A 22,501-nucleotide genomic window follows, 5' to 3' on the forward strand; every position below is an offset into this window, starting at 1 on the left:
CCCTGCGGCGATGAGCGCGACGCGCCGCAGCGCCGCAATCCCACCGGCTACGCCGGGTCGGCGATCAACGTGCGCGCCGCGGCGACGGCAGCCGTCACGGTCGGCCGCGGGTCGAGCTTCGGCTCGGTCAGGAACCGCAGCGCGAGCCCGTCGGCGAGCGCGAGCAGCACGCCGGCGACGGCGTCGGGCTCGGCGCCGAGCCGCAGCACTCCCTCCTCGCGCTTCTCGGCGAGCGACTCGGCGAGGTGACCGCGCATCTTCTGGCAGAGGTCGGCGAGCGCACCGGCGATCTCGTCATTGCGGCGCGAGAGCGTGAACAGCTCGTACATCAGCGTGACGAGGTCGGAGTCGCCCTCGACCAGCTCGGAGAGACCGCGCACGAGCCCGTCGATGAAGTCGTCGGCGGTGTGGGCGTCCTGCAGCTGCGCGGCCAGACCGGCGATGCGGATGTCGCAGTCGCGCCGCACGACCTCGACGAGCAGGCGCTCCTTCGTGCCGAAGTAGTAGTGCAGCAGGCCGCGCGAGACGCCGGCCTCGCGGGCGACGTGGTCGAAGGTCGAGCCGGCCGCGCCGCGCACCGCGACGCTGACGCGCATCGCGTCGACGATCCTTCTCGCCTTGTCACTCTCCAGCGTGCGCTGGGGCTCCGCGGCGATCGCATCCGTGGCGGACATCGGCCCATCGTAGCTGGCCGCTCAGCCAGACAGCGACGTTCAGACACAGAGAGGGCGCCCCGAAGGACGCCCTCTCGGAACGGCTGAGACTGTCGCGGGCCGCTTACGCGGCCGGTGGAGCGCCCGGCGTGGTGGTGGAGGTGTACTCGAACTCCTCCTCCTTGCCGAACAGCGCGTCGAGCACCTTCGTCCGCAGGTCCTCGCTGACGGCGAGCGCGATGCCGGCGCCGATGACGAGCAGCAGCAGCTTGCGCCCAGGATGCCGCTTCTTCTTCTTCTTGGGCCCGTCCTTCAACGCCGAACCGGCGTCCTTGAGCGCGCCCGCGGCCTTGTTCAGGTCCTTCTGCAGCTTCTTGTCCTCGACGAGCGCCTTCGGGCTCTTGCCGTCGGAGGAGATCCGATCGTAAGCGTCCCTGGCAGCCTCGAACGCGACGCGGAAGTTGTCGCGCAGATCCTCGTCGTCGACGAGCCGCTGGACCCACGGCGTGGTCGTCGCAGCGGCCGCTGTCGCCGCCTTCTTCGCCTTCTTGGTGCGTGCTGCTGCCATGCCCAGAAACTCCTTGGTCCGTTTCTCCGGTGGCCTTCACCTTACCCCTTGCACAGAGGGCTGACGCGGAGGTCGGGCGGACCGGCTCAGAGCGCGGCGACCGCGCGCGGGCCGGTCCCGTTGCGGCGCGCGGCCGCGCGCGCGGCGAGCGCGATCTCGAGCACCTGCTCGATCCGCGAGACGAAGTGGAAGTCGAGGTCCTTGCGCAGATGCTCCGGAATGTCGTCGACGTCCTGCTCGTTGAGCGCCGGAGCGATCACGACCTTGATGCCGCTGCGCTGAGCCGCCAGCGCCTTCTCCTTCAGGCCGCCGATCGGCAGCACCTGGCCGGTCAGCGTGATCTCGCCCGTCATCGCGACGTCGGCGCGCACCGGCCGCCGCGTCAACAGCGAGACGAGCGCGGTCGCGATCGTGATGCCGGCGCTGGGGCCGTCCTTCGGGATCGCGCCGGCGGGGACGTGGACGTGCACGTCGTGCTCGGCGAACCAGGCGTCGTCGATCGCCTCCGGCGGATGACTGCGGACCCACGACAGCGCCGCCTGCGCCGACTCGCGCATCACGTCGCCGAGCTGGCCGGTGATCGTCAGCTTGCCGCTGCCGCCCATCGCGGTCGCCTCGACGAACAGCACGTCGCCACCGGCCGGCGTCCACGCAAGCCCGGTCGCGACGCCCGGCTCGGCGGTGCGGCGGCGCGTCTCGCGGAAGACGCGGCGCTTGCCCAGCAGCTCGCGCACGCGCGGGCCGGAGATCGTCGCCTTTCTCGCCAGTCTGCCCTCGGCGACCTGGCGCGCGATCTTGCGGCAGACGGTGCCGATCTCACGCTCCAGCCCGCGCACGCCGGCCTCGCGCGTGTAGTCGGAGATGATCGTCTTGAGCGCCGCGTCGCTGAAGGCGATCTGCGCTCTGCGCAGACCGTTGCGCTCGATCTGGCGCGGCACGAGGTAGCGCCGCGCGATCTCCAGCTTCTCCTCCTCGGTGTAGCCCGCGAGCTGGATCGTCTCCATGCGATCGCGCAGCGGGCCGGGGATCGTGTCGAGCGTGTTCGCCGTCGTCACGAACATCGCGTCGGAGAGGTCGAACGGCAGGTCCAGGTAGTGGTCGCGGAAGGTCGCGTTCTGCTCGGGGTCGAGCACCTCCAGCATCGCGCTGGCCGGGTCGCCGCGGAAGTCCGAGCCCATCTTGTCGATCTCGTCGATCATGAACAGCGGGTTCTTGGAGCCGGCGTCGCGCAGGGCGCGGATGATCACGCCCGGCATCGCGCCGATGTACGTGCGGCGGTGGCCGCGGATCTCGGCCTCGTCGCGCACGCCGCCGACCGAGATGCGCTCGAATCTGCGCTCGAGCGCCCGCGCGATCGATCTGCCGAGCGAGGTCTTGCCGACGCCGGGCGGGCCGACGAGGCAGAGGATCGAGCCGCGCGCGTCCGGCTTCAGCTTGCGCACGGCGAGGAACTCGAGGATGCGGTCCTTGACCTGCTCGATGTCGTAGTGGTCCTCGTCGAGGACCGCGCGCGCGTGTCTGAGGTCGAGGTTGTCCTCGGTGCGCTCGCTCCACGGCAGCGAGGCGATCCACTCGAGGTAGCCGCGGATCACGCCATGCTCGGCGGAGGCCGGCGGGATCCGCTCCAGCCGCGACAGCTCGCGGTCGACCTGGGTGCGGACCTCCTGCGGCAGCTCGATCGCGTCGAGCTGCTCGCGCAGCTCCTCCGCCTCGGCCGCCATCTCGTCGCCCTCCCCCAGCTCCTCCTGGATCGCCTTCAGCTGCTGGCGCAGGAAGTACTCGCGCTGGGTTCTGTCGAGCTCGGACTGGACCTGCGACTGGATCTTGGAGCCGAGCGCGACGACCTCCAGCTCGCGCGCGAGGATCTCCGACAGCCGCCGCAGGCGCTTGGCGACGTCGAGCTCCTCCAGCAGCCCCTGCTTCTCCTCGGTTCTGATCCGCAGCGCGCTCGCGATCAGGTGGCTGAGCGCGCCGGGGTCGTCGAGGTTGGCAATCGCGATGTGCAGCTCCTCGGGCAGGTACGGGACCTCCTCGACGATGTTCGAGAAGGTCGCCTGCACGTTGCGCATCAGCGCGATCAGCTCCGGCGTCTCCTGCCCGTTGACGTCGGGCGCCTCCTCGACCTGCGCGACGAGGTAGGGCTCCGTTCTCTCCCAGCCGGCGACGCGGATCCGCTGCGTCGCCTGCACGAGGATCCGCAGCGTCCCGTCAGGGACCTTCAGCATCCGCGCGACGACCCCGGCCACGCCGACGTCGTAGAGGTCCTCGGGACCGGGCGTCTCCAGCTCCGGCTTGCGGCTGGCGACGAGCGCGATCATCCGGTCGCCGCCGAGCACGTCGTTGACGAGCGCCATGCTGCGCTCCTGGCCGACCGCAAGCGGGACGAGCGTCTCCGGGAACGTGACGCTGTCGCGCAGCGGCAGCACCGGCAGCACGGTCGGCAGCGAGCGCTGAGTCGGGATCTCGATCTCGCGGGCCTGGCCGGGCGTGCCGATCTCGATCACGAGGAGCCGCCTCTGCGCCCTCTGGCGCCGGCTCGCGGCACCTCGATCGGCACGCTGCGACGGCGCTTCTCCGGCTCGATCAGCGGCAGCTCGACGCGCAGCAGGCCGTCCTCGTAGATCGCCTTCGCCTCCTCGGCGCGCACCTCCGCGCCGAGCTGCACGACGCGCCGGAAGGGACCGTGCTCGATCTCGACCTGCTGGTAGACGCGGCCCTCGGCCTCGTTGGCGCGGCGATGGCCGGAGAGCACCAGCTCGCGGCCCTGGATCTCCAGCGACAGTCTGTCGGCGTCGATGCCCGGCAGCTCCGCGGTGACGACGGCGCGAGGCGGACCGTCGGCGTAGTACACGTCGACAGCGGGCGAGAAGCCGCCGCGCTTGCGGGGCGCGATGCCAGGCCGTTGGAGGACGTCGCCGAACAGCTCGTCCATCTCCCGCCGCATCCGCTCGAAGTTCGCGAAGAGGTCGCGTTCCGGAGCCATGCGCCGGAATCTACCCGTCCGAGCGTCTGGCTGACATCTCAGATGACGTTCAGATGGTGTAAGTGGCGAACTCGACCGCGATCTCGATCGGTCCGCCGAACTCGCGCTCGGCCTCGACGCGGGCTCTGTCGAGGTCCTCGTCGGCGGCGATGTGCGTCAACACGAGGCGCTTGGCGCCGGCGGCGCGGCCGTGCGCACCGGCCTCCGCCCACGTGAGGTGGCCGCGGTGGCCCTCCTCGGGCGTCTCCAGCGTCGCCTCCAGCATCAGCAGGTCGGTGTCGCGCGCGAACTCGACGAGCGCCTCGTTGGGGCAGCAGTCGGCGCCGAAGGTGAAGCTGCCGCTCGGGCCGGCGACCTTCACCGCGTGCGTGCGGATGAAGTGCGGCACCTCGTGGAAGGTGATCGTCAGCGCGCCGAGCGTGATCTCGCGCGCCGGCTCGTACTCGATCAGGCAGAAGGCCTGCTCGACCAGCTCAGGCGTGTTCCACGCGCCGGCGATCTGGCGGAAGACGTCGCGCCCGCCCGGCGGCACGTAGAGCGTCGGGCGCGGATGCGGGAAGGCGCGCGCCCGCGGCGAGTAGGAGAGCGCGTACGAGTAGGGGATCAGGTCGATGCAGTGGTCCGAGTGCAGATGCGAGACGACGACGGCGTCGACCTCGGCGTAGTCGACCACCTGGCGCAGCTTGCCGAAGACGCCGTTGCCGCAGTCGACGAGCAGGGTCGTGTCACCCTCCTCGACGAGGTAGCCGCTGCACGCTCCGCCAGCGTCCTGCCAGGCGGGTGACTTTCCGAGCACGGTGATCTTCACGCCGGGGGCCTTCCCACAGTGGGTCGGACACTCTAGCCGTGCGGCCAGCTTCCGGCGCCCACCTCCGATCGACCGGCTTCCCGCGTCAAGCGTGGAGGGCGGCCTGCTCCTGCGCCGAGGGCATCGCCCAGACGGCTTGCGTGCGCCGCTCCTGACGGAACTGGAAGCGCAGCTGGCGAGGTGGTCGAAGGCCATCGGGATGGGCCGGCCGGAAGGTCGCGCACGGTTCGTCGTCCGCGAGCGCGCAGAGCAGGTTCTGACGGAAGAAGCAGTCTTCGCAACCGACTCTGCGTCCATTCACACGACCCTTCGCCATCCTGTCCTTCGACCTCCCTTTGCTGACCCCGTGGGCCACCTTGCTCGTACTCGGAGGCGGCAGTCAAACAAACCGGCGAGGGCCGCTCAATGTCGTTTCCCGCAAAACGCAGGAACTTTCGAAGTCGTCTGGATTCACCTGCAAATCCACGGATTTTTGCTATGGCCGCCAGGAACCCCCCGCATTTTGCGAAGGTTTTTCACAAGTCGTCCCGTCATGCTGTCTGAGGCATGCGAATCCTGATAACGGGCGTCAGCGGATTCGTCGGATCGCGGCTCGTGCCGCGCCTCCGACGGGACGGTCACGAGCTGCGCGGCTTCGCGCGAGATCCGGCCCGCGTCGCCGTCGACGTGCCGGTCGTCGTCGGCGACGCGGTCAGCGGCGAAGGGCTCGACGCGGCGCTCGACGGCGTCGACGTCGCCTACTTCCTGATCCACTCGATGGAGCCGCCGCCGCCCGCGGCCAACGGCGCGCGCTTCTCCGACCGCGAGCTGGCCTCCGCCGAGCGGTTCGCGGCCGCGGCGCGCGCGGCCGGCGTGCGGCGCGTCGTCTATCTCGGCGGCCTCGTCCCCGAGGCGGTCGCGCCTTCGGCCCACCTGTCGAGCCGCCTCGCGGTCGAGCGCGTGCTGATCGAGGCCGTCCCCGAGGCGCTCGCACTGCGCGCCTCGATCGTGATCGGCGCTCGCTCGCGCTCGTTCCGCTTCCTCGTGCGCCTGATCGAGCGGATGCCGGTGCTGGCGCTGCCGGGCTGGCGCGACTTCCGCACCCAGCCCGTCGACGAGCGCGACGTGGTCGAGGCGCTCGCCCGCGCCGCGGCCGTCGAACTGCCCGCGGGCACGCCGCGCTCGTTCGACCTCGCCGGCCCCGACGTCGTCAGCTACCGCCAGCTGATCGAGCGGATCCGCGACCTGATGCTGCTCGACCGGCCGGTGCTGGCACTCGACCCGCCGGCGCCGACGAGCATCACCAGCCGCATCGCGGCCGCGATCGCGGGCGAGCAGCACGCGCTCGTCGGGCCGCTGATGGACGGCCTCGGGAGCGACCTGCTGCCGCGCCCGGGCGACGTCGCCAGCCTGCTCGGGCTGCGACTGCACCGGCTCGACGCGGCGATCGAGCACGCGCTGCGCGAGTGGGAGCGCGAAGAGCCGCTGGCGGCGAGGTAGGGTCCAGGCCGATGTCACTCGTCACCACCGCGATCGACATAGCCGCCGCGCCCGAGCAGGTGTGGGAGGTCGTGCTCGACCCGCGCCGCCTCGGCGACTGGGTGACGATCCACCGCAAGCTCGGCGACGACACGCCGGCGAGACTGCGCAGAGGCTCGACCTTCGAGCAGACGCTGAACCTGCGCGGCGCTCATCTGCACGTCGAGTGGACGGTCGCCGACATGGATCCGCCGCGGCGCGCCGAGTGGCACGGCCGCGGTCCCGCCCACTCGCACGCGACGATCGTCTACGAGCTGGCGCCGACCGCCAGCGGCGGCACCCGCTTCACCTACGAGAACTCGTTCAAGCCGCCGGGCGGACCGCTTGGCGCGGTCGCCGGGCGCGTGCTCGTCGGCGGGCTCTCACACCGTGAAGCACAGCGTTCACTGGAACGCCTCAAAGCGCTGCTCGAAGCACGCTGACCAGTAACGACTGCAACGCGCCATTCGGTGTGCCCAAGGTGACGCCTCACCGCGCTAAGATTCGGATCAGCCGGCTGAACCGCAGTGATACGGCCGGTGATTGAACACATACGTAGGGGGAATTCAGGGGGCGAGCGATTCGGCCGCAATGCCAGGGGTCGGTCGTAAACGTTTGTGTTTTCCACCTCGTCGGAGCCGAATCGCGGAAAGGACCGGATACGAAGTGGCTGACTTTCTCGACGCGAAAGTGAAAGAGATCGAGGGGCGCTTGAGAGAGCTGCGCCCACTGCTCGACGAGTACCACCGGCTGGAGGCCGCCGCGGCGGCGCTGGGCGGGGTCGAGGCGCGGCCCGTGCGCGGGCGCACACGTGGTGCCAGCAGCACGGCGGCTCGCAACGGCGCGAGCGCTGCCAGGCGCGGGCGCCCACGCGGCAGTCGCGGCGACAACACGCGCGCGGCGCAAGCGGTCGAGCTGGTGCGGACGCGGCCCGGGATCACGATCCCGGAGCTGGCCGAGCACATGGGCATCAAGCCCAACTACCTCTACCGCATCCTCCCGCAGTTGGAGGAGGAAGGCAGAGTCCGGCGCGACGACAAGGGCTGGCTGCCGGCGTAGGCAGCGGTCGACCGCGCGGCGCGACCCCCTCCGCGCCGACGGTCACCGTCGATCGAAGCGGCCCACCCCGGAGGCCGCATCCGATCGCGTTCGCCTAGATCAGGCCCAGCTGCCTGATCGCTTCGCGCTCCTCGACCAGCTCGTTGACCGAGGCGTCGATGCGGGCGCGCGAGAAGTCGTCGATCTCAAGTCCCTGGACGATCTCGTAGCTGCCGTCGCCCTTCGTCGTGCACGGGAACGACGAGATGATCCCCTCCGGCACGCCGTAGGAGCCGTCCGACGGGACCGACATCGAGACCCAGTCGCCGGCCGGCGTGCCGAGCGCCCAGTCGTGCACGTGGTCGATCGCCGCGTTGGCGGCCGAGGCGGCGCTCGAGGCGCCGCGCGCGTCGATGATCGCCGCGCCGCGCTTCTGCACCGTCGGGATGAAGTCGTTCTCCAGCCACGCCTGGTCGTTCACCAGATCGGCCGCGTTCTGGCCGTTCACCTTCGCGTGGAAGACGTCGGGGTACTGAGTCGCCGAGTGGTTGCCCCAGATCGTCACGTTGGTGATGTCCTTGACGGCGGCGCCGGTCTTCTTCGACAGCTGCGCGATCGCGCGGTTGTGGTCGAGGCGCGTCATCGCGTGGAAGCGCTCCTTCGGCACGTCCGGCGCGTTGCTGGCCGCGATCAGCGCGTTCGTGTTCGCCGGGTTGCCGACGACGAGGACCTTGATGTCGTCCGCGGCGTGGGCGTTGATCGCCTGACCCTGCGGCTTGAAGATGCCGCCGTTGGCCTCCAGCAGGTCGGCGCGCTCCATCCCTCTCGAACGCGGACGGGCGCCGACCAGCAGCGCGACGTTGGCGCCGTCGAAGGCGACGTTGGCGTCGTCGGTCGCGTCGACGCTGTGCAGCAGCGGGAAGGCGCAGTCGTCGAGCTCCATGATCACGCCCTCCGCCGCCTTCAGCGCGGGGGTGATCTCCAGCAGGCGCAGCGAGACGGGCTGGTCCGGGCCGAGCAGGGCGCCACTGGCGATGCGAAACAGCAGCGCGTAGCCGATCTGGCCGGCGCCGCCGGTGACGGCGACACGGACGGGTTGCTTGTCAGTCACGGGCGTTCGAGCCTTTCGATTCCGGGGTGAGGCGGGCGATGCTATCGCCGATTGTCCGACAATGGCTAGATAGTTGCCGGACAGGCACTAGTGCCGCTCAATAGTGCAGATCGTGGTTGACTGTCACTCATGTCCCTCGCGCCGCCCGGGGAGACGCAGGCAACCCACCGCGTCACCAACCAGCCGCCTCCGCTGGAGGGGCTCGACCTCTTCGCCCAGAACCGCCCGCTCGTCGAGGCGCTCGAACGGGAAGGCGGCGGGTGGGCCGCCTCCGACGCGTCGATGGTCGGCGAGATCGCCGGCGGCGAGGCGATCCGCTGGGGCTTCGAGGCGAACGAGAACCCGCCGAGACTGAAGACGCACGACCGCTTCGGCAACCGCGTCGACCAGGTCGAGTTCCACCCGTCCTGGCATCACCTGATGCAGACCTCGGTCGAGCACGCGATTCACGCGCTGCCGTGGCGTGAGCAGCGCGCCGGCGCGCACGCCGCGCGCACCGCGCTGTCGCTGACCTTCTCGCAGGTCGAGGCCGGCCACGGCTGCCCGATCACGATGACCTTCGCCGCCGTGCCGGCGCTGCGCGCGCAGCCCGAGCTGCTCGACGCGTGGGAGGAGCGGCTGACCTCCGCCCGCTACGACAGCCGCGACGTGCCGGCGAGCGAGAAGACCGGCGCGCTCTGCGGCATGGGCATGACGGAGAAGCAGGGCGGCTCCGACGTGCGGGCCAACACGACCGTCGCGAAGGCGGTCGGCGCCGGCGGGCCGGGCGGCGAGTATGCGCTGACCGGTCACAAGTGGTTCTGCTCGGCGCCGATGTGCGACCTCTTCCTCGTGCTCGCGCAGATCGACGGCGAGGGCATCTCCTGCTTCGCGGTGCCGCGCTGGCGCCCCGACGGGACGCGCAACGCCTTCCACCTCCAGCGACTCAAGGAGAAGCTCGGCAACCGCTCCAACGCCTCCTCGGAGGTCGAGTTCCGCGGCGCGTACGGGCAGCTCGTCGGCGAACCCGGCCGCGGCGTGCCGACGATCATCGAGATGGTCAACCACACCCGCCTGGACTGCGTGATCGGCTCGGCCGCCGGGATGCGCTGGGCGGTCTCGCTCGCGACCCACCACGCCGCCCACCGCAGCGCCTTCGGCAAGCTGCTGATCGAGCAGCCGCTGATGGCCAACGTGCTCGCCGACCTGTGCGTCGAGTCGGAGGCCGCGACGATCACCGCGATGCGGCTGGCGCGCGCCTACGACGAGGCCGGCGATGGCGAGCACCCCGGCGCCGGCCAGGCGCAGGCGTTCAAGCGGATCGCCACCGCGGTCATGAAGTACTGGATCTGCAAGCGCAACGCGCCGCACGCCGCCGAGGCGATCGAGGTGCTCGGCGGCAACGGCTACGTCGAGGAGTCAGGGCTGCCGCGGCTCTACCGCGAGGCGCCGCTGAACTCGATCTGGGAGGGCTCGGGCAACGTCATGTGCCTCGACGTCCTGCGCGCCCTCCACCGTGAGGAAGGCACCTCGGAGGCATTCCTCGCCGAGCTGGCGATCACCGACGGCGCCGACAAGCGGCTCGACGCGCACGTCGCCGGGCTGCGTCGCGCGCTCGCCGACCCGACCGACGCCGAGCTGCGCGCCCGCCGCCTCGTCGAGGCGATGGCGCTCGCGCTGCAGGGCTCGCTGGTCGTGCGCCACGCGCCGCCGGCCGTCGCCGAGGCGTTCCTCGCCTCGCGCCTGGCCGGCGATCACGGCAACGTGTTCGGCACGCTGCCGCCCCACGTCGACTTCGCGTCGATCGTGGAGCGGCACCGGCCTCTGCTCTAGCTCAGCCCGTACAGCGGAGTGAGCTTGGCCCGCAGGTAGTCGGCGAACGGCTGCACGGCGATCGGGCCGCCGACGATCCGCTGCACCAGCTCCTTCGGCGGCAGCTTGCGGCCGTATCTGTGCAGGTGGTCGCCGAGCCACGCGCGCAGCGCGCTGCCGTCGCCGGCGGCGAGCTGCTCGTCGAGCTGCGGCAGGTCGGCCCGCGCCCGCTGCCACAGCTGCGCGGCGATCAGGTTGCCGAGCGCGTAGGTCGAGAAGTAGCCGATCTCGCCAGCCGACCAGTGGACGTCCTGCAGCACGCCGCTGGCGTCGTCGGGGACGTCGATCCCGAGGTACTGCTTCATGCGCGCGTTCCACGCCTCCGGCAGCTCGGCGAGGTCGAGCGTGCCGGCGATCATCTCGCGCTCCAGCTCGAAGCGCAGGATGATGTGGAGCCCGTAGGTCGCCTCGTCGGCCTCGACGCGGATCAGCGACGGCTGCACCTTGTTCACCGCGCGGTAGTAGCTCTCCGCGTCGATCGCGCCGAACTGCTCCGGGAAGACCCGCTGCAGCTCGCCGTGGAGGAAGCCCGCGAACGGGCGGCCGCGGCCGACGACGTTCTCCCACAGGCGGCTCTGCGACTCGTGCAGGCCGAGCGAGGCGCCGCTCGCCAGCGGCGTGCGCGCGAGCTGCGGCGCGACGCCGGCCTCGTAGAGGCCGTGGCCCATCTCGTGGATGCCACCGTAGAGCGCCATCCCGATGTAGCTCGGGTCGTAGCGCGTCGTCAGGCGCACGTCGGTCGGGCCGAAGCTGGCCGCGAAGGGATGCTCGGCCTCGTCGAGGCGCCAGCCGTCGGGCGACCAGCCGAGCCGCTCCAGCACGCCGCGCACCAGGACGGCCTGGCGCGCGGGCTCGAAGCTGCCGTGCAGCGGCGCGTTGTCGACCGCGTCGGACTTCTCCGCGATCTGCGCGATCAGCGGCACCAGCTGCGCGCGCAGCTCGCTGAAGAGGGTGGCGACCTCGGCCGTCTTCATCCCCTCCTCGTAGTCGTCGAGCAGCACGTCGTAGGGGTCGTCGTGCCCCTCGTCGTCGAACAGCTCGACGTACTGCCGCTTCAGCTCGACGTTGCGCCGCAGGAACGGCAGGAAGGAGGCGAAGTCCGATCTCTCGCGCGCCTGTACCCACGCCTGGTGGCCGAGCGCGCCGGCGCGCGCCATCTCGACGGCCAGCTCGGCGGGGACGCGCTTGGACTTCTCGTAGTCACGCCGCGCGACGCGGATCAGCGCGGCGTCGTCGGAGTCCGGGTCGGCCTGGCGCAGCGCCTCCTCCTCGCCCTCCAGCGCATGCAGCAGCCTGCCGATCGCGTCGTCGGTGAAGCGCTCGTGGACGATGCCCGAGAGCGTGCCGAGCTGCTCGGCGCGCAGCGGGTTGGCCCGCTCCGGCATCATCGTCTGCTGGTCCCAGCCGAGCAGGCCGGCGGCGCTGCTGAGGTCGCTGATCTCCGCGAGCCGCTGACGCAGCTCATCCAGGGCCTGGCTCATCGGACTCCTTCGGTTCGAAACTCGGCGCTGTGCGACCATTCCAGCATGTTCGGTCGTTCCGGATCGATTCAGCTGGCACGGATCTTCGGGATTCGCGTCGGGGTCGACTTCAGCTGGTTCGTCGTGCTGTTCGTCGTGATCTTCTGGCTCTCGGACGAGTTCCAGCGTTCGCTCGGCGGCAGCGACACGGAGGCGTACGCGACCGCGGTCGTCAGCGCGCTGCTGCTGTTCGCCTCCGTGATCGTGCACGAGCTGGGCCACGCGCTGACGGCGCGCCGCCACGGCATCGAGGTCGCCGGCATCACGCTCTCGCCGCTCGGCGGCTTCGCGCTGATGAACCGCGAGAGCCGCACGCCGAAGGAGGAGCTGCAGGTCGCCGGCGCCGGCCCGCTGGCGACCTTCGCGATCCTCGTGCTGTGCGCGCTGATCGGCCTTGCCGCCTACGGCCCGAGCGAGTTCGCGGACGCCGCGACGCTGCGCGACTCGCTGCCGACGACGCCGGTCTCGCTGACGCTCGGCTGGCTGGCGACGATGAACGCGATCGTGCTCGTCTTCAACCTGATCCCCGCGTACCCGCTCGACGGCGGGCGGCTCGCGCGCGGGCTCGTGTGGAAGCTGACCGGTGACCGCGAGCGCGGCTCGCGCGCGGCGGCGCGGCTGGGCCAGGGCTTCGGGATCCTGCTGATGGGCCTCGGCCTGTGGGCGCTGGTCGCGTTCGATCCGTTCATCGGGATCTGGGCGCTGCTGGTCGGCTTCATGATCAGCGGCTCGGCGCGCGCGCTGCTGGCGCAGACGGTCTTCACCGCGCAGCTGGAGGACGTGCGCGTCGCCGACATCATGGACGAGCAGCCGGTGAGCGTCCCGCAGGAGCTGACCGCCGACCGCGCGCTCGACGAGTTCTTCCTGCGCTACCGCTGGCCGTGGTTCCCCGTCGTCGACGCCGCCGGCCGCTTCGTCGGCGTGCTGCGCGAGGACGGCGCGCGCGAGGCGGTCGAGGGCGGCCGCCCGGTGCAACCGGTCGTCGAGCTGATGGATCGCGATGAGGGCGAGCGCTGGCGAATCGACGAGGACCAGTCGCTGCGTGCCCTGCTGGAGGCCGACGGGCTGCGCTCGCTGGGCGCGATCATGGCCGTCGACCGGGCGGGCGTGCTGCGCGGCGTCGTGACAGTGGGCCGCTTGCGCCGCGCGGTCCAGGCAGCGATCGCGACGCGTCCATAGGCGCCCGCGCGTAGCGTCGTCGCCGAGCGGGCGGGTGCCAGCCGGCGCCGCGCGTCCGCGCGCCGACTTCCGGTGCAGTGCTAGTAGCAATTGGCACCAATCTGGGCATACGCTGCTTCAGCGATGCCAAGAACCGACGTGCTGATCATCGGCGCCGGCCTCGCCGGCCAGCGCGCGGCCCTTGCCGCGGCGAGCGCGGGCGCGTCGGTCGCGATCCTCTCGAAGGTCCATCCCGTGCGCTCGCACTCGGTCGCCGCCGCCGGCGGCATCAACGCCGCGCTCAATCCCGGCGACACCTGGGAGTCGCACGCCTACGACACCGTCAAGGGCTCCGACTACCTCGGCGACCAGGACGCGATCGAGATCATGTGCCGGGCGGCGCCCGACGAGATCCTCTGGCTCGAGCACGCCGGCGTCACCTTCCACCGCGGCGACGGCGGCGTGCTCGGCACGCGCGCCTTCGGCGGCGCCTCCGCCGCGCGCACCTTCTACGTCGCCGACATCACCGGTCAGGCGATCCTGCACGTGCTCTACGAGCAGCTGATGCGCCACCACGCCCAGGTCGACCGCTACGAGGAGTGGTTCACGACGCAGCTGCTGCGCGACGACGACGGCCGTTGCAGCGGCGCGATCGCGCGCGACATCCGCAGCGGCCACCTCGACGCGTTCGACGCGAAGGCGGTGATCCTCGCCTCCGGCGGCGCCGGCCAGGTCTTCAAGCCGACGACCAACGCGCTGATCTGCACCGGCGACGGGATCGCGCAGGCGTACCGCATCGGCGCGCCGCTGATGGACATGGAGATGGTCCAGTACCACCCGACGACGCTCGCCGAGAACGGCTTCCTGATCACCGAGGGAGCGCGCGGCGAGGGCGCCCAGCTGTTCAACGCGCGCGGCGAGCGGTTCATGGAGAGATACGCGCCGAACAAGCTGGAGCTGGCCTCGCGCGACGTCGTCTCGCGCGCTGAGCAGACCGAGATCGACGAGGGCCGCGGCTTCCCCGACGGCACGATCGCGCTCGACATCACGAAGGTGCCGCGCAAGCGGACGCTGGAGGCGCTGCGCGAGATCGTCAACATCGGCCGCGACTTCGCCGGCGTCGACATCACGCGCGAGCCGATCCACATCAAGCCCGGCATGCACTACATGATGGGCGGCGTCCAGACCGACGTGCACGGCCGCACCGGCGTGCCGGGCCTCTATGCCGCCGGCGAGGTCGCCTGCGTCTCGGTCCACGGCGGCAACCGGCTCGGGGCCAACTCGCTGCTCGACACGCTGATCTTCGGCCGCCGCGCGGGCGAGCACGCCGCCGAGCACGCGCTCGGCCGCGCGCACCCGCACGCGCCTGCCGCGCTGCTGCGCGACGCGCAAGCCGAGATCGACGCCGTGATCGCGCGCGAGCCGGCGCCGGGCGCGCGCCGGCTGTCGCAGATCAAGGACGAACTGGGCACGACGATGAACAGATACGTCGCGGTCTATCGCGACGCCGCGGGGCTCGCGAGCGCGCTGGGGGTCGTGCGGCGACTGCAGGAGGAGGCGCCGCGCGCCGCGATCGACGACAAGGGCGCGATCTTCAACCAGGACGTGCTCGCCGCCTTCGAGCTCAGCTACATGCTCGACGTCGCCGAGGCGATCGTGATCGCCGCGCAGCAGCGACGCGAGTCGCGCGGGGCGCAGTTCCGCACCGACTTCCCCAGCCGCGACGACACCCGCTGGCTGCACCACATCACCGTCTCGCGCAACGGGCAGGCCGAGCCGGCGATCGGGACGGCACCGGTCACGATCACCCATTGGGAACCGCAGGAGAGGACCTACTGATGGCCGAGTACACGCTCAGACTGCGGCGCTACGACCCCAACCGGCACGAGCCGCCGTATTGGCAGCGGTTCGCGGTGCAGCTCGATCCGCACCGCTCGGTGCTCGAGGCGATCCTGACCGCGAGAGGCGAGCAGGACGGCTCGATCGGAATCCGCTGCTCCTGCCGCGCGGCGATCTGCGGCTCCTGCGGGGTGCGCGTCAACGGCAGAGCGGCGCTCGCCTGCAACACCCACCTCGATCGCGCCGCCGCCACGGGCCTGCACCCGGACGGCCGCACGATCACGGTCGAGCCGATGGGCAACATGCCGGTCATCAAGGACCTGATCGTCGACATGGACGCCGTCCACTGGAAGAAGATCCGCCGCGTCACGCCATGGTTGCTGAACAAGCAGCCGGTGCCCGAGCGCGAGTACCTCGTCGAGCACGCCGCGATGGTCGACGTGACGCAGACGATGGCGTGCATCCAGTGCGGCGCCTGCGTCTCGGACTGCCTGTCGTTGGAGGTCGACCCGGAGTTCGTCGGGCCGGCCGCCTCCGCGAAGGCGTACCGTTTCGTCGGCGACCCGCGCGACGCCGAGCAGGACGAGCGGCTGCGCGACCTCGCCGAGGACGAGCACGGGATCTACGACTGCACCCACTGCTTCGCGTGCATCGACGCCTGCCCGAAGGGGGTCGCGCCGATGAGCCAGATCATGCGGCTGCGGCGGATGGCCGGCGTCGAGCACCAGATCGTCGACCGCAACAACGGCGAGCGCCATGAGGAGGCGTTCACGACGCTCGTGCACGACTACGGGCTGCTGCACGAGGCCGAGCTGCTGCCGCGCTCCTACGGCGGCAACTCGTGGTTCGGCAAGTTCCACCCGGCCGCGGCGCTCGAGCTGGTCGAGTCGCTGCCGGCGATCGCGAAGGCGGTCGCGCACGGCAAGGTCAAGCCGCGTCAGGCGCTGCTCGGGCACAGACTGCCGAGAAGAGACCTCGCGGCGGTGCAGACGATCTTCGACGTGGTCGAGGGCAGAGCGCGCGAGGAGATGACGCGATGAAGGTCGCCTACTGGCCGGGATGCGTCAGTCGCGGCTTCACGCCCGAGCTGCACGGCTCGATGGCGGCGGTCGCGCCGCTGCTCGGCATCGAGCTGGTGCCGCTGGACCGCGCCTCCTGCTGCGGCGCCGGCGTGATCGCCGAGCACAACCCCGAGCTGGCCGACACGCTCAACGCGCGCACCTTCGCGCTCGCGCAGCAGGTCGAGGGCGCGTCGCTGATGATGAACATCTGCTCGACCTGCCAGGGCGCCCAGAGCGAGTGCCAGGAGCGGCTCGACGGCGACGACGACTACCGCGCCCGCGTCAACGCGACGCTCGCCAGATCGGACCCCGGGCTCAGCTACGAGGCCGGGCTGACGAACAAGAACCTCCTGTGGCTGCTGGTCGAGGAGATCGGCCTGGAGGAGCTGAAGCGGCGAGTCGTGCGCCCGCTCACGAATCTGCGCGTCGGCCCCTTCTACGGCTGCTACATCGTGCGGCCGCACGACCGTCTCGCGATCGACGACGAGCACCCGCGCGACCGCTACCTGCAGTGGGTGATCGAGGCGCTCGGCGGGACCGTGATCGACTACGCCGGCACGTACAAGTGCTGCGGCTTCCCGATCGTGACGATGAACAAGAAGGCGTCGCTGAAGCAGGCCGGAACCCACCTCGCCGACGCGATGGACGCCGAGGCCGACTGTCTCGTCGTGCCCTGCCCGCTCTGTCACCTCAACCTCGACCTGCAGCAGCCGCTGGCCGCGCGCGTCGTCGACCGGCCGCTGTCGATGCCGGTCCTGCACCTGCCGCAGCTGCTCGGGCTGGCGCTCGGACTGGAGCCGAAGCAGCTCTCGTTGAGCAAGCACGTCGTGAAGCCGACGGCCGTGATCGACTGGGCCGGAGCGGTCGTCGGGGCGCCGGCGTAGAGCGCGCGGCCGGTCCGCGCGGGGGAACGCGGACCGGCGTTGGCGCTTGAGCGCCCCGGGCCGTGCGGAATCGCGACGCAACGGCCAGGGACCTTCAACCCCGTGTCTGCGAGTCGGAGCCAGCCTCCCGGAAGGCTCCTTCCTCTCGGCCAGTACCCCTGCCGCGTGTCCATGGGGAAGAAGTTGATGGAATCCTCGCCGATCGCCGGGGCGCTGTCGTCCCCTCGGCGGGGTGATCTTCGGGGGATCGCGCGGGGGATCGACGGGTGAGGCGACGGGGTAGACAGGGGTGAGGCCGACCTCCCCCTTCCCACACTCCGACAAGTAGAGTTGAGACCGCCGATGTCGCTCCGCTCCCCCGTCAGCGTGCTGATCGCCCGCTTCGAAGATCTCGTCGGACGCGGCCTGCGCGCGCTGATCGACGAGGACCCGAACCTCGCCGTCGTCTCCCACGACGTCCCGCACGAGCGGATCACGACCGAGGTCGACGCGCTGCGGCCGCAGGTCGCGCTGCTGAACTTCGGCTCGCTCGGCAGCCCGATAGAGGTGCGCGAGCTGGCCGGCAGCCACCCCGCGACGCGCCTGATCGTGCTCGCCAACCGGCCCTCGCCGGCGGAGTGCAACCAGATGCTGGCGTTCGGCGCGACCGCCTGCCTCTCGAAGGAGACGCAGGCGCGCGACGTGCTGAGCGCGATCCATCTCGCCTCGCGCGGCCTGCACGTGCTGCCGCGCTCGGCGGCGGCGCCCGCCGACGGCGCGCGCCCTGTCGGCCCGCAGCTGCTGACCCCGCGCGAGGCCGACGTGCTCGAGCAGCTCCAGCGCGGCCGCTCCAACGGCGAGATCGCGGCCGAGCTGCACGTCGGCGTCGAGACCGTCCGCACGCACGCGCGCAACATCTACCGCAAGCTGGGCGTGCGCTCGCGCCGCGACCTCGCGCGAATCGGCGACCCGGCGGCGCCCTGAGCGGCGGCCGTCAGCCGCGCAGGCGTCCCAGCAGGCCGCGGCGGCGACGCAGCTGGACATGCTCGGGCAGCAGCTCGCCGGCCAGCAGCTGCGCGGGGTGCTCGTCGCACAGCAGGTGGACGTGATCGCCGAGGCCGAACGTCTCCAGCGGCCGGCGCAGCCCCGGCGGGCGGCGCTCGGCATCGTGCGAGTCGGACGCGAAGGTGTGGACGAGACCGGCGTCGAGCAGCCGCAGCGCGAACCGCTGCACCGTTCTGCCGAACTGGCCCGAGAGGCCGCCCGCCGTCAGCTGCGTGCGCACGCCGGCCCCCACCAGCCGCTCGACGATCGCCGGGTCGCGCTGCAGCATCGGCGACCGCTCGGGATGGGCGAGCAGGATCTCGAAGCCGCGTCCGCGCAGCGCCGCGACGCCGGGCTCCAGCGGCGCTATCGGCGTCAGCGGCGCCTCCAGCAGCAGCCAGCGGCCGCCGTCGAGCGTCAGGCCGACCAGCTCGTCGTCGGGGAGGTCCAGCGCCCAGCCGAGGTCGAGCTCCGCGCCGCCGACGACCTCCAGCGCGATCTGCGCAGTGCCGAGCGCGTGGCGCATCTCGACCACGCCGCGCGCGACCGTCGCGGCGGCGGTCGGGAAGCGCGCCGTCGCGTGCGGCGTCAGCGCGACCGTGCGCACGCCCGCGGCGGCCTGCGCCTGCGCCAGGCGTAGAGATCCGCCGAGGTCGGCCGGCCCGTCGTCGAGCGCGGGCAGCAGATGACAGTGGAGGTCGATCAAGCTGCGTCGCTGCCGCTGCGCAGCCGCTCAGCCGGCGGCGCGCGCGCCGCTGCCGATCAGGCCGCGCTCGTGCAGCAGCTCGGCGAGCTGGACGGCGTTGGTCGCCGCGCCCTTGCGCAGGTTGTCGGAGACGACCCACATGTCGATCGCCTGCTCGTTGCCGGGGTCGCGACGGATCCGGCCGACGAAGACGTCGTCCTTGCCGGCGGCGTCGATCGCGAGCGGATAGCTGTTGGCGTCCGGATCGTCGAGGACGGTCACGCCGGGCGCGGCGCGCAGCAGCTCGCGCGCCTCGTCGGCCGACAGCGGTCTGCGCGTCTCGACGTTGACGGCCTCCGAGTGGCCGGTCACGACCGGCACGCGCACGCAGGTCGCGCTGACGCGGATCGACGCATCGCCGAGGATCTTGCGCGTCTCGTTGATGAGCTTGCGCTCCTCGTCGGTGTGGTCGTCACCGGGCGCGAAGTTGCCGGCGTGCGGCAGCGCGTTGAAGGCGATCTGGTGCTTGTACGCCTGCGGCGCCGGCGCCTGCTCGCCCGCGACGATCGCCTTCGCCTGGCCGATCAGCTCGTCGACGCCGACCTTGCCGGTGCCGGAGACGGCCTGGTAGGTCGAGATCACGAGCCGCTCGATGCCGGCGGCCTCCTGCAGCGGCTTGAGCGCGACGACCATCTGCATCGTCGAGCAGTTCGGGTTGGCGACGATGCCCCTGTGGCCGTCGAGCGCCTCCGGGTTGACCTCGGAGACGACGAGCGGGACGTCGTCGTGCATCCGCCACTTCGAGGAGTTGTCGACGACGACCGCGCCGGCCTCGGCGAACTTCGGCGCCCATTCGCCCGAGGTCGCCCCGCCGGCGGAGAAGATCGCGACGTCGAAGCCCTGGATCGTCTCGTCGGTCAGCGGCTGGACCGTCAGCCCGCCCTCGAGCACCTTGCCGGCCGAGCGGGCGGAGGCGAACGGGACGATCTCGCGCGCCGGGAAGCCGCGCTCTCTCAGCAGCTGCAGCATGACCGTGCCGACCTGACCGGTCGCACCGACGACCGCGACGCGATAGCCGTCGAAATCGCTCATCGGGCCTGCTCCCCGATCGGCGCCTCGGCGACGATCCCGTCGGCGCCGAGCTCGAAGGCTCCGTGCAGCACGCGCACCGCCGTCGGCACCTGGTCGGCGGCGATCACGCACGAGATCTTGATCGGCGAGGTCGAGATCATCTCGATGTTGATGCGCTCCTCGGCGAGCACCTGGAAGACCTTCGCGGCGACGCCCGGATGCGACTTCATGCCGGCGCCGATGATCGAGACCTTGCCCATCTCCGGGACGGCGTCGATCGTCTCGATCCCCAGCTCGGCGGCGACCGGCTCCAGCGCCGCCTGCGCGGCGCGCAGGTCGTCGCGCGGGACGGTGAAGGAGACCTCGGCCTTGCGGCCCTCCTCCAGCGGCTCGTTCTGGATGATCATGTCGACGTTGCAGTTGGCGTCGGCGAGCGCAGCGAAGATCTTGGCGGCCGCCCCCGGCTCGTCAGGCACGCCCAGCAGCGACAGACGGGCCTCGTCGGTCGAGTGGGCGACGGCGGTGATGAGGGCGTGCTCCATGGTCTCCTGCTCTCCGACGACAAAGGTACCGGTGGAGTCGTCGAAGCTCGACCGGCAGTGGATCCGGACCCCGTGGTTGCGCGCGTACTCGACCGAGCGCAGCTGCAGCACCTTGGCGCCGGAGGAGGCCATCTCCAGCATCTCCTCGAAGGAGACCACGTCGAGCTTTCTCGCGTCCGGGACGATCCGTGGATCAGCACTGAAGACGCCCGTGACGTCGGTGTAGATCTCGCAGACGTCGGCATCGACGGCGGCTGCGAGCGCGACCGCCGTCGTGTCGGAGCCGCCGCGGCCGAGCGTCGTCACGTCCTGCGTGGTCGAGACGCCCTGGAAGCCGGCGACGAGCACGATCTGGCCGAGGTCGAGCGCCGTTCTGATGCGATCGGCCCTGACGTCGAGGATGCGCGCCTTCGTGTGCGAGGTGTCGGTCACGATGCCGGCCTGCGAGCCGGTCAGCGAGATCGCGCGGTGGCCGAGGTCGTTGATCGCCATCGCGCACAGCGCGCACGAGATGCGCTCACCGGTCGACAGCAGCATGTCCATCTCGCGCGGGTCGGGGTTGTCCGACATCTCCCGCGCGAGGCCGACCAGCTCGTCGGTCGTCTTCCCGCGCGCGGACAGCACGGCGACGACGTTGTTGCCCTCCTCGCGCGCGGCGACGATCCGCCGGGCGGCGCGCTTGAGACGTTCGGCGTCCGCGACGGAGGTGCCGCCGAACTTCATGACCACGGTTCCTGACACGGGTCTAGGGTAACCGAGCTACGACAGCGCGCGACGGCCGGCGAGCGCGCGGCCCAGCGTCAGCTCGTCGGCGTACTCGAGGTCGGCGCCGACCGGCAGGCCGCTGGCCAGGCGCGTGACCGTCACCTCGGACGCCCGCTCTCGCAGCTGGTCGGCGATGTGCAGCGCGGTCGCCTCGCCCGTGGTGGTCGGGTTGGTCGCCAGCACGACCTCGCGGATCCGCGGCTGCCCCTCCTCCGGCTCGCCGGTCACGCGTCTGTACAGCTCGGCGATCCGCAGGTCCTCGGGATCGACGCCGTCGATCGGCGAGAGCGCGCCGCCGAGCACGTGGTAACGGCCGTGGAACTCGTGCGTGCGCTCGATCGGGATGATGTCGGAGGGCTCCTCGACGACGCAGATCAGCGAGGCGTCGCGGCGCTCGTCGGAGCAGAGCCGGCAGCGCGGGCCGTCGGCGAGGTTGAAGCAGACCTCGCAGAGGCCGATTCTCGCCTTCACGTCGCGGATCGCCTCCGCGAGCGCGAGCGCGTCCTCCTCGCTGGCGCGCAGCAGATGGAAGGCGAGCCGCTGCGCCGTGCGCCCGCCGATGCCGGGCAGTCTGCCCAGCTCGGTGATGAGGCGTTGGACGGGCGGCGCGAAGGAGGACATCGGCTCGCTAGAACCCCGGCAGACCCAGTCCGCCGAGACCGCCCGGGCCGCCGAGGCCGCCGGTGACTCTGCCGAGTCTGCTCTCGGCCATCTCCTGCGCGGAGCGGATCGCCTCGTTGACGGCGACGAGGATCGTGTCCTGCAGCATGTCGACGTCCTCGGGATCGACCGCCTCGGGGTCGATCGCGATCGACTTGATCTCGAGGTCGCCGCTGATCTTGACCGTCACCATGCCGCCGCCGGCCGTCGCCTCGACGACCTCGTCCTTGAGTCTCTCCTGCGCGGCCATCATGTCGGCCTGCATTCTCTGGACCTGCTTGAGCATCTTCTGCATGTTCGGCTGGGGCATCAGGCGCCGCCTTCCTCGGGTTCGTCGATCAGCTCCTCGGCCTCGAACTCTGCCACGAAGCGCGCGACCAGTTCGTCGTGCGACAGCGTCGGCATGACCGCGCCGGCGGGTGCCGGCTCGTCGGCCGCCGGCTCGCGCAGCTCATAGACCGGCTTGAGGCTGACGCCCGCGAGCGTGCGCAGCGCGCCGGCGACGAGCCGTCTGCACTCGTCGCCCTCGGCCTTGCGCTTGAAGAACGCGGCGCTCGGCGGGAAGGCGAGCACGGCCTCGGTCGCGGTCACGTCGAGCGGTCGCGCCTCGCCGAGCGCGGCGGCCAGCATGGCGTTCTCCGCGCGCACGGTGTCTATGACGGCCGGCCACAGCTCGCGCAGTCCGGCGAGGTCGAGAGTGCCGGCGGGGGCGGGGGCGGGGGCGGGGGCCGGCGGCGCGGCGACGGCGACCGGCGCGGCGGCCTCGGGCGCCGGACGGGTCGCG

General features: G+C 71.3%; 21 protein-coding genes and 1 pseudogene. 9 read left to right on the forward strand and 13 right to left on the reverse strand.

The features are described 5' to 3' along the window. Positions 1-47: 47 nt before the first annotated feature. The 5 genes from R7226_RS11630 to R7226_RS11650 form a co-directional block, all read right to left on the reverse strand. Complete coding sequence (locus R7226_RS11630) at positions 48-674, reverse strand: TetR/AcrR family transcriptional regulator (protein ID WP_318597324.1); 627 nt, start codon at positions 672-674, stop codon at positions 48-50. 103 nt (positions 675-777) lie between these two features. Beyond that, a complete protein-coding gene (locus tag R7226_RS11635; RefSeq protein ID WP_318597325.1) occupies positions 778-1,221 on the reverse strand; it encodes a hypothetical protein in 444 nt (147 codons plus the stop codon). A gap of 86 nt (positions 1,222-1,307) precedes the next feature. After that, the gene (gene lon / locus R7226_RS11640; protein ID WP_318597326.1) at positions 1,308-3,725 is read right to left on the reverse strand and encodes an endopeptidase La; all 2,418 of its coding nucleotides are present in this window, start codon (positions 3,723-3,725) and stop codon (positions 1,308-1,310) included. Further along, positions 3,722-4,204: an Hsp20/alpha crystallin family protein gene (locus tag R7226_RS11645; RefSeq protein WP_318597327.1), complete on the reverse strand. Its 483-nt coding sequence runs from the start codon at positions 4,202-4,204 to the stop codon at positions 3,722-3,724. Before R7226_RS11645 ends, lon begins: the two co-directional genes overlap by 4 nt. 49 nt (positions 4,205-4,253) lie before the next feature. Continuing rightward, positions 4,254-5,012, reverse strand: a complete 759-nt coding sequence (locus R7226_RS11650) for an MBL fold metallo-hydrolase (protein WP_318597328.1) — start codon at positions 5,010-5,012, stop codon at positions 4,254-4,256. 546 nt (positions 5,013-5,558) lie between these two features. Between R7226_RS11650 and R7226_RS11655 the strand changes: the two genes are divergently transcribed. The 3 genes from R7226_RS11655 (at position 5,559) to R7226_RS11665 (ending at position 7,568) form a co-directional block, all read left to right on the forward strand. Continuing rightward, complete coding sequence (locus R7226_RS11655) at positions 5,559-6,491, forward strand: NAD(P)H-binding protein (protein ID WP_318597329.1); 933 nt, start codon at positions 5,559-5,561, stop codon at positions 6,489-6,491. Positions 6,492-6,502: 11 nt separating this feature from the next. Continuing rightward, positions 6,503-6,952, forward strand: a complete 450-nt coding sequence (locus R7226_RS11660) for an SRPBCC family protein (protein WP_318597330.1) — start codon at positions 6,503-6,505, stop codon at positions 6,950-6,952. A gap of 223 nt (positions 6,953-7,175) precedes the next feature. After that, entirely contained in the window at positions 7,176-7,568 is a 393-nt protein-coding gene (locus tag R7226_RS11665; protein ID WP_318597331.1) for a helix-turn-helix domain-containing protein, read from the forward strand. A gap of 94 nt (positions 7,569-7,662) precedes the next feature. Here R7226_RS11665 and R7226_RS11670 read toward each other — a convergent pair whose 3' ends face one another. Then, positions 7,663-8,658, reverse strand: a complete 996-nt coding sequence (locus R7226_RS11670) for a malate dehydrogenase (RefSeq protein ID WP_318597332.1) — start codon at positions 8,656-8,658, stop codon at positions 7,663-7,665. A 129-nt stretch (positions 8,659-8,787) separates the two neighbouring features. Here R7226_RS11670 and R7226_RS11675 point away from each other — a divergent pair, with 129 nt between their 5' ends. Continuing rightward, positions 8,788-10,470, forward strand: a complete 1,683-nt coding sequence (locus R7226_RS11675; protein WP_318597333.1) for an acyl-CoA dehydrogenase family protein — start codon at positions 8,788-8,790, stop codon at positions 10,468-10,470. Here R7226_RS11675 and R7226_RS11680 read toward each other — a convergent pair. Then, positions 10,467-11,990 carry a carboxypeptidase M32 gene (locus R7226_RS11680; protein WP_318597334.1) on the reverse strand — a complete coding sequence of 508 codons (1,524 nt, stop codon included), beginning with the start codon at positions 11,988-11,990 and terminating at the stop codon, positions 10,467-10,469. The two genes, R7226_RS11675 and R7226_RS11680, sit on opposite strands and share 4 nt — an antisense overlap. A 45-nt stretch (positions 11,991-12,035) precedes the next feature. Here R7226_RS11680 and R7226_RS11685 point away from each other — a divergent pair, with 45 nt between their 5' ends. The 5 genes from R7226_RS11685 to R7226_RS11705 all read left to right on the forward strand — a co-directional run bounded on the left by R7226_RS11685 (position 12,036) and on the right by R7226_RS11705 (position 17,934). Continuing rightward, positions 12,036-13,208, forward strand: a complete 1,173-nt coding sequence (locus R7226_RS11685; RefSeq protein ID WP_318597335.1) for a site-2 protease family protein — start codon at positions 12,036-12,038, stop codon at positions 13,206-13,208. A gap of 123 nt (positions 13,209-13,331) precedes the next feature. Next, entirely contained in the window at positions 13,332-15,026 is a 1,695-nt protein-coding gene (locus R7226_RS11690; RefSeq protein ID WP_318597336.1) for an FAD-binding protein, read from the forward strand. Continuing rightward, positions 15,026-16,066: a succinate dehydrogenase/fumarate reductase iron-sulfur subunit gene (locus tag R7226_RS11695; RefSeq protein ID WP_318597337.1), complete on the forward strand. Its 1,041-nt coding sequence runs from the start codon at positions 15,026-15,028 to the stop codon at positions 16,064-16,066. Before R7226_RS11690 ends, R7226_RS11695 begins: the two co-directional genes overlap by 1 nt. Then, a complete protein-coding gene (locus R7226_RS11700; protein ID WP_318597338.1) occupies positions 16,063-16,971 on the forward strand; it encodes a CoB--CoM heterodisulfide reductase iron-sulfur subunit B family protein in 909 nt (302 codons plus the stop codon). The genes R7226_RS11695 and R7226_RS11700 overlap by 4 nt, the downstream gene beginning before the upstream one ends. A 342-nt stretch (positions 16,972-17,313) precedes the next feature. Then, complete coding sequence (locus R7226_RS11705; RefSeq protein ID WP_318597339.1) at positions 17,314-17,934, forward strand: response regulator transcription factor; 621 nt, start codon at positions 17,314-17,316, stop codon at positions 17,932-17,934. A gap of 10 nt (positions 17,935-17,944) precedes the next feature. Here R7226_RS11705 and R7226_RS11710 read toward each other — a convergent pair whose 3' ends face one another. The 6 genes and pseudogenes from R7226_RS11710 to R7226_RS11735 form a co-directional block, all read right to left on the reverse strand. Continuing rightward, entirely contained in the window at positions 17,945-18,700 is a 756-nt protein-coding gene (locus tag R7226_RS11710; RefSeq protein WP_318597340.1) for a tyrosine-protein phosphatase, read from the reverse strand. Between the two features lie 27 nt (positions 18,701-18,727). After that, on the reverse strand, positions 18,728-19,771 hold the full coding sequence (locus R7226_RS11715) for an aspartate-semialdehyde dehydrogenase (RefSeq protein ID WP_318597341.1): 1,044 nt from the start codon (positions 19,769-19,771) through the stop codon (positions 18,728-18,730). Further along, complete coding sequence (locus tag R7226_RS11720; RefSeq protein ID WP_404827817.1) at positions 19,768-21,015, reverse strand: aspartate kinase; 1,248 nt, start codon at positions 21,013-21,015, stop codon at positions 19,768-19,770. The genes R7226_RS11715 and R7226_RS11720 overlap by 4 nt, the downstream gene beginning before the upstream one ends. Positions 21,016-21,051: 36 nt before the next feature. Continuing rightward, positions 21,052-21,678, reverse strand: coding sequence for a recombination mediator RecR (gene recR / locus R7226_RS11725; RefSeq protein WP_318597343.1), 627 nt, complete (start codon positions 21,676-21,678; stop codon positions 21,052-21,054). A gap of 7 nt (positions 21,679-21,685) precedes the next feature. Next, positions 21,686-22,027 (reverse strand): YbaB/EbfC family nucleoid-associated protein, encoded by a 342-nt coding sequence (locus tag R7226_RS11730; protein WP_318597344.1) that lies wholly within the window; start codon positions 22,025-22,027, stop codon positions 21,686-21,688. Further along, a pseudogene (locus R7226_RS11735) lies at positions 22,027-22,501 on the reverse strand (hypothetical protein); the annotation flags it as partial. The pseudogene R7226_RS11735 and the gene R7226_RS11730, both read right to left, overlap by 1 nt.

This window comes from Conexibacter stalactiti (genome assembly GCF_033542075.1).
Lineage (GTDB): Bacteria > Actinomycetota > Thermoleophilia > Solirubrobacterales > Solirubrobacteraceae > Conexibacter > Conexibacter stalactiti.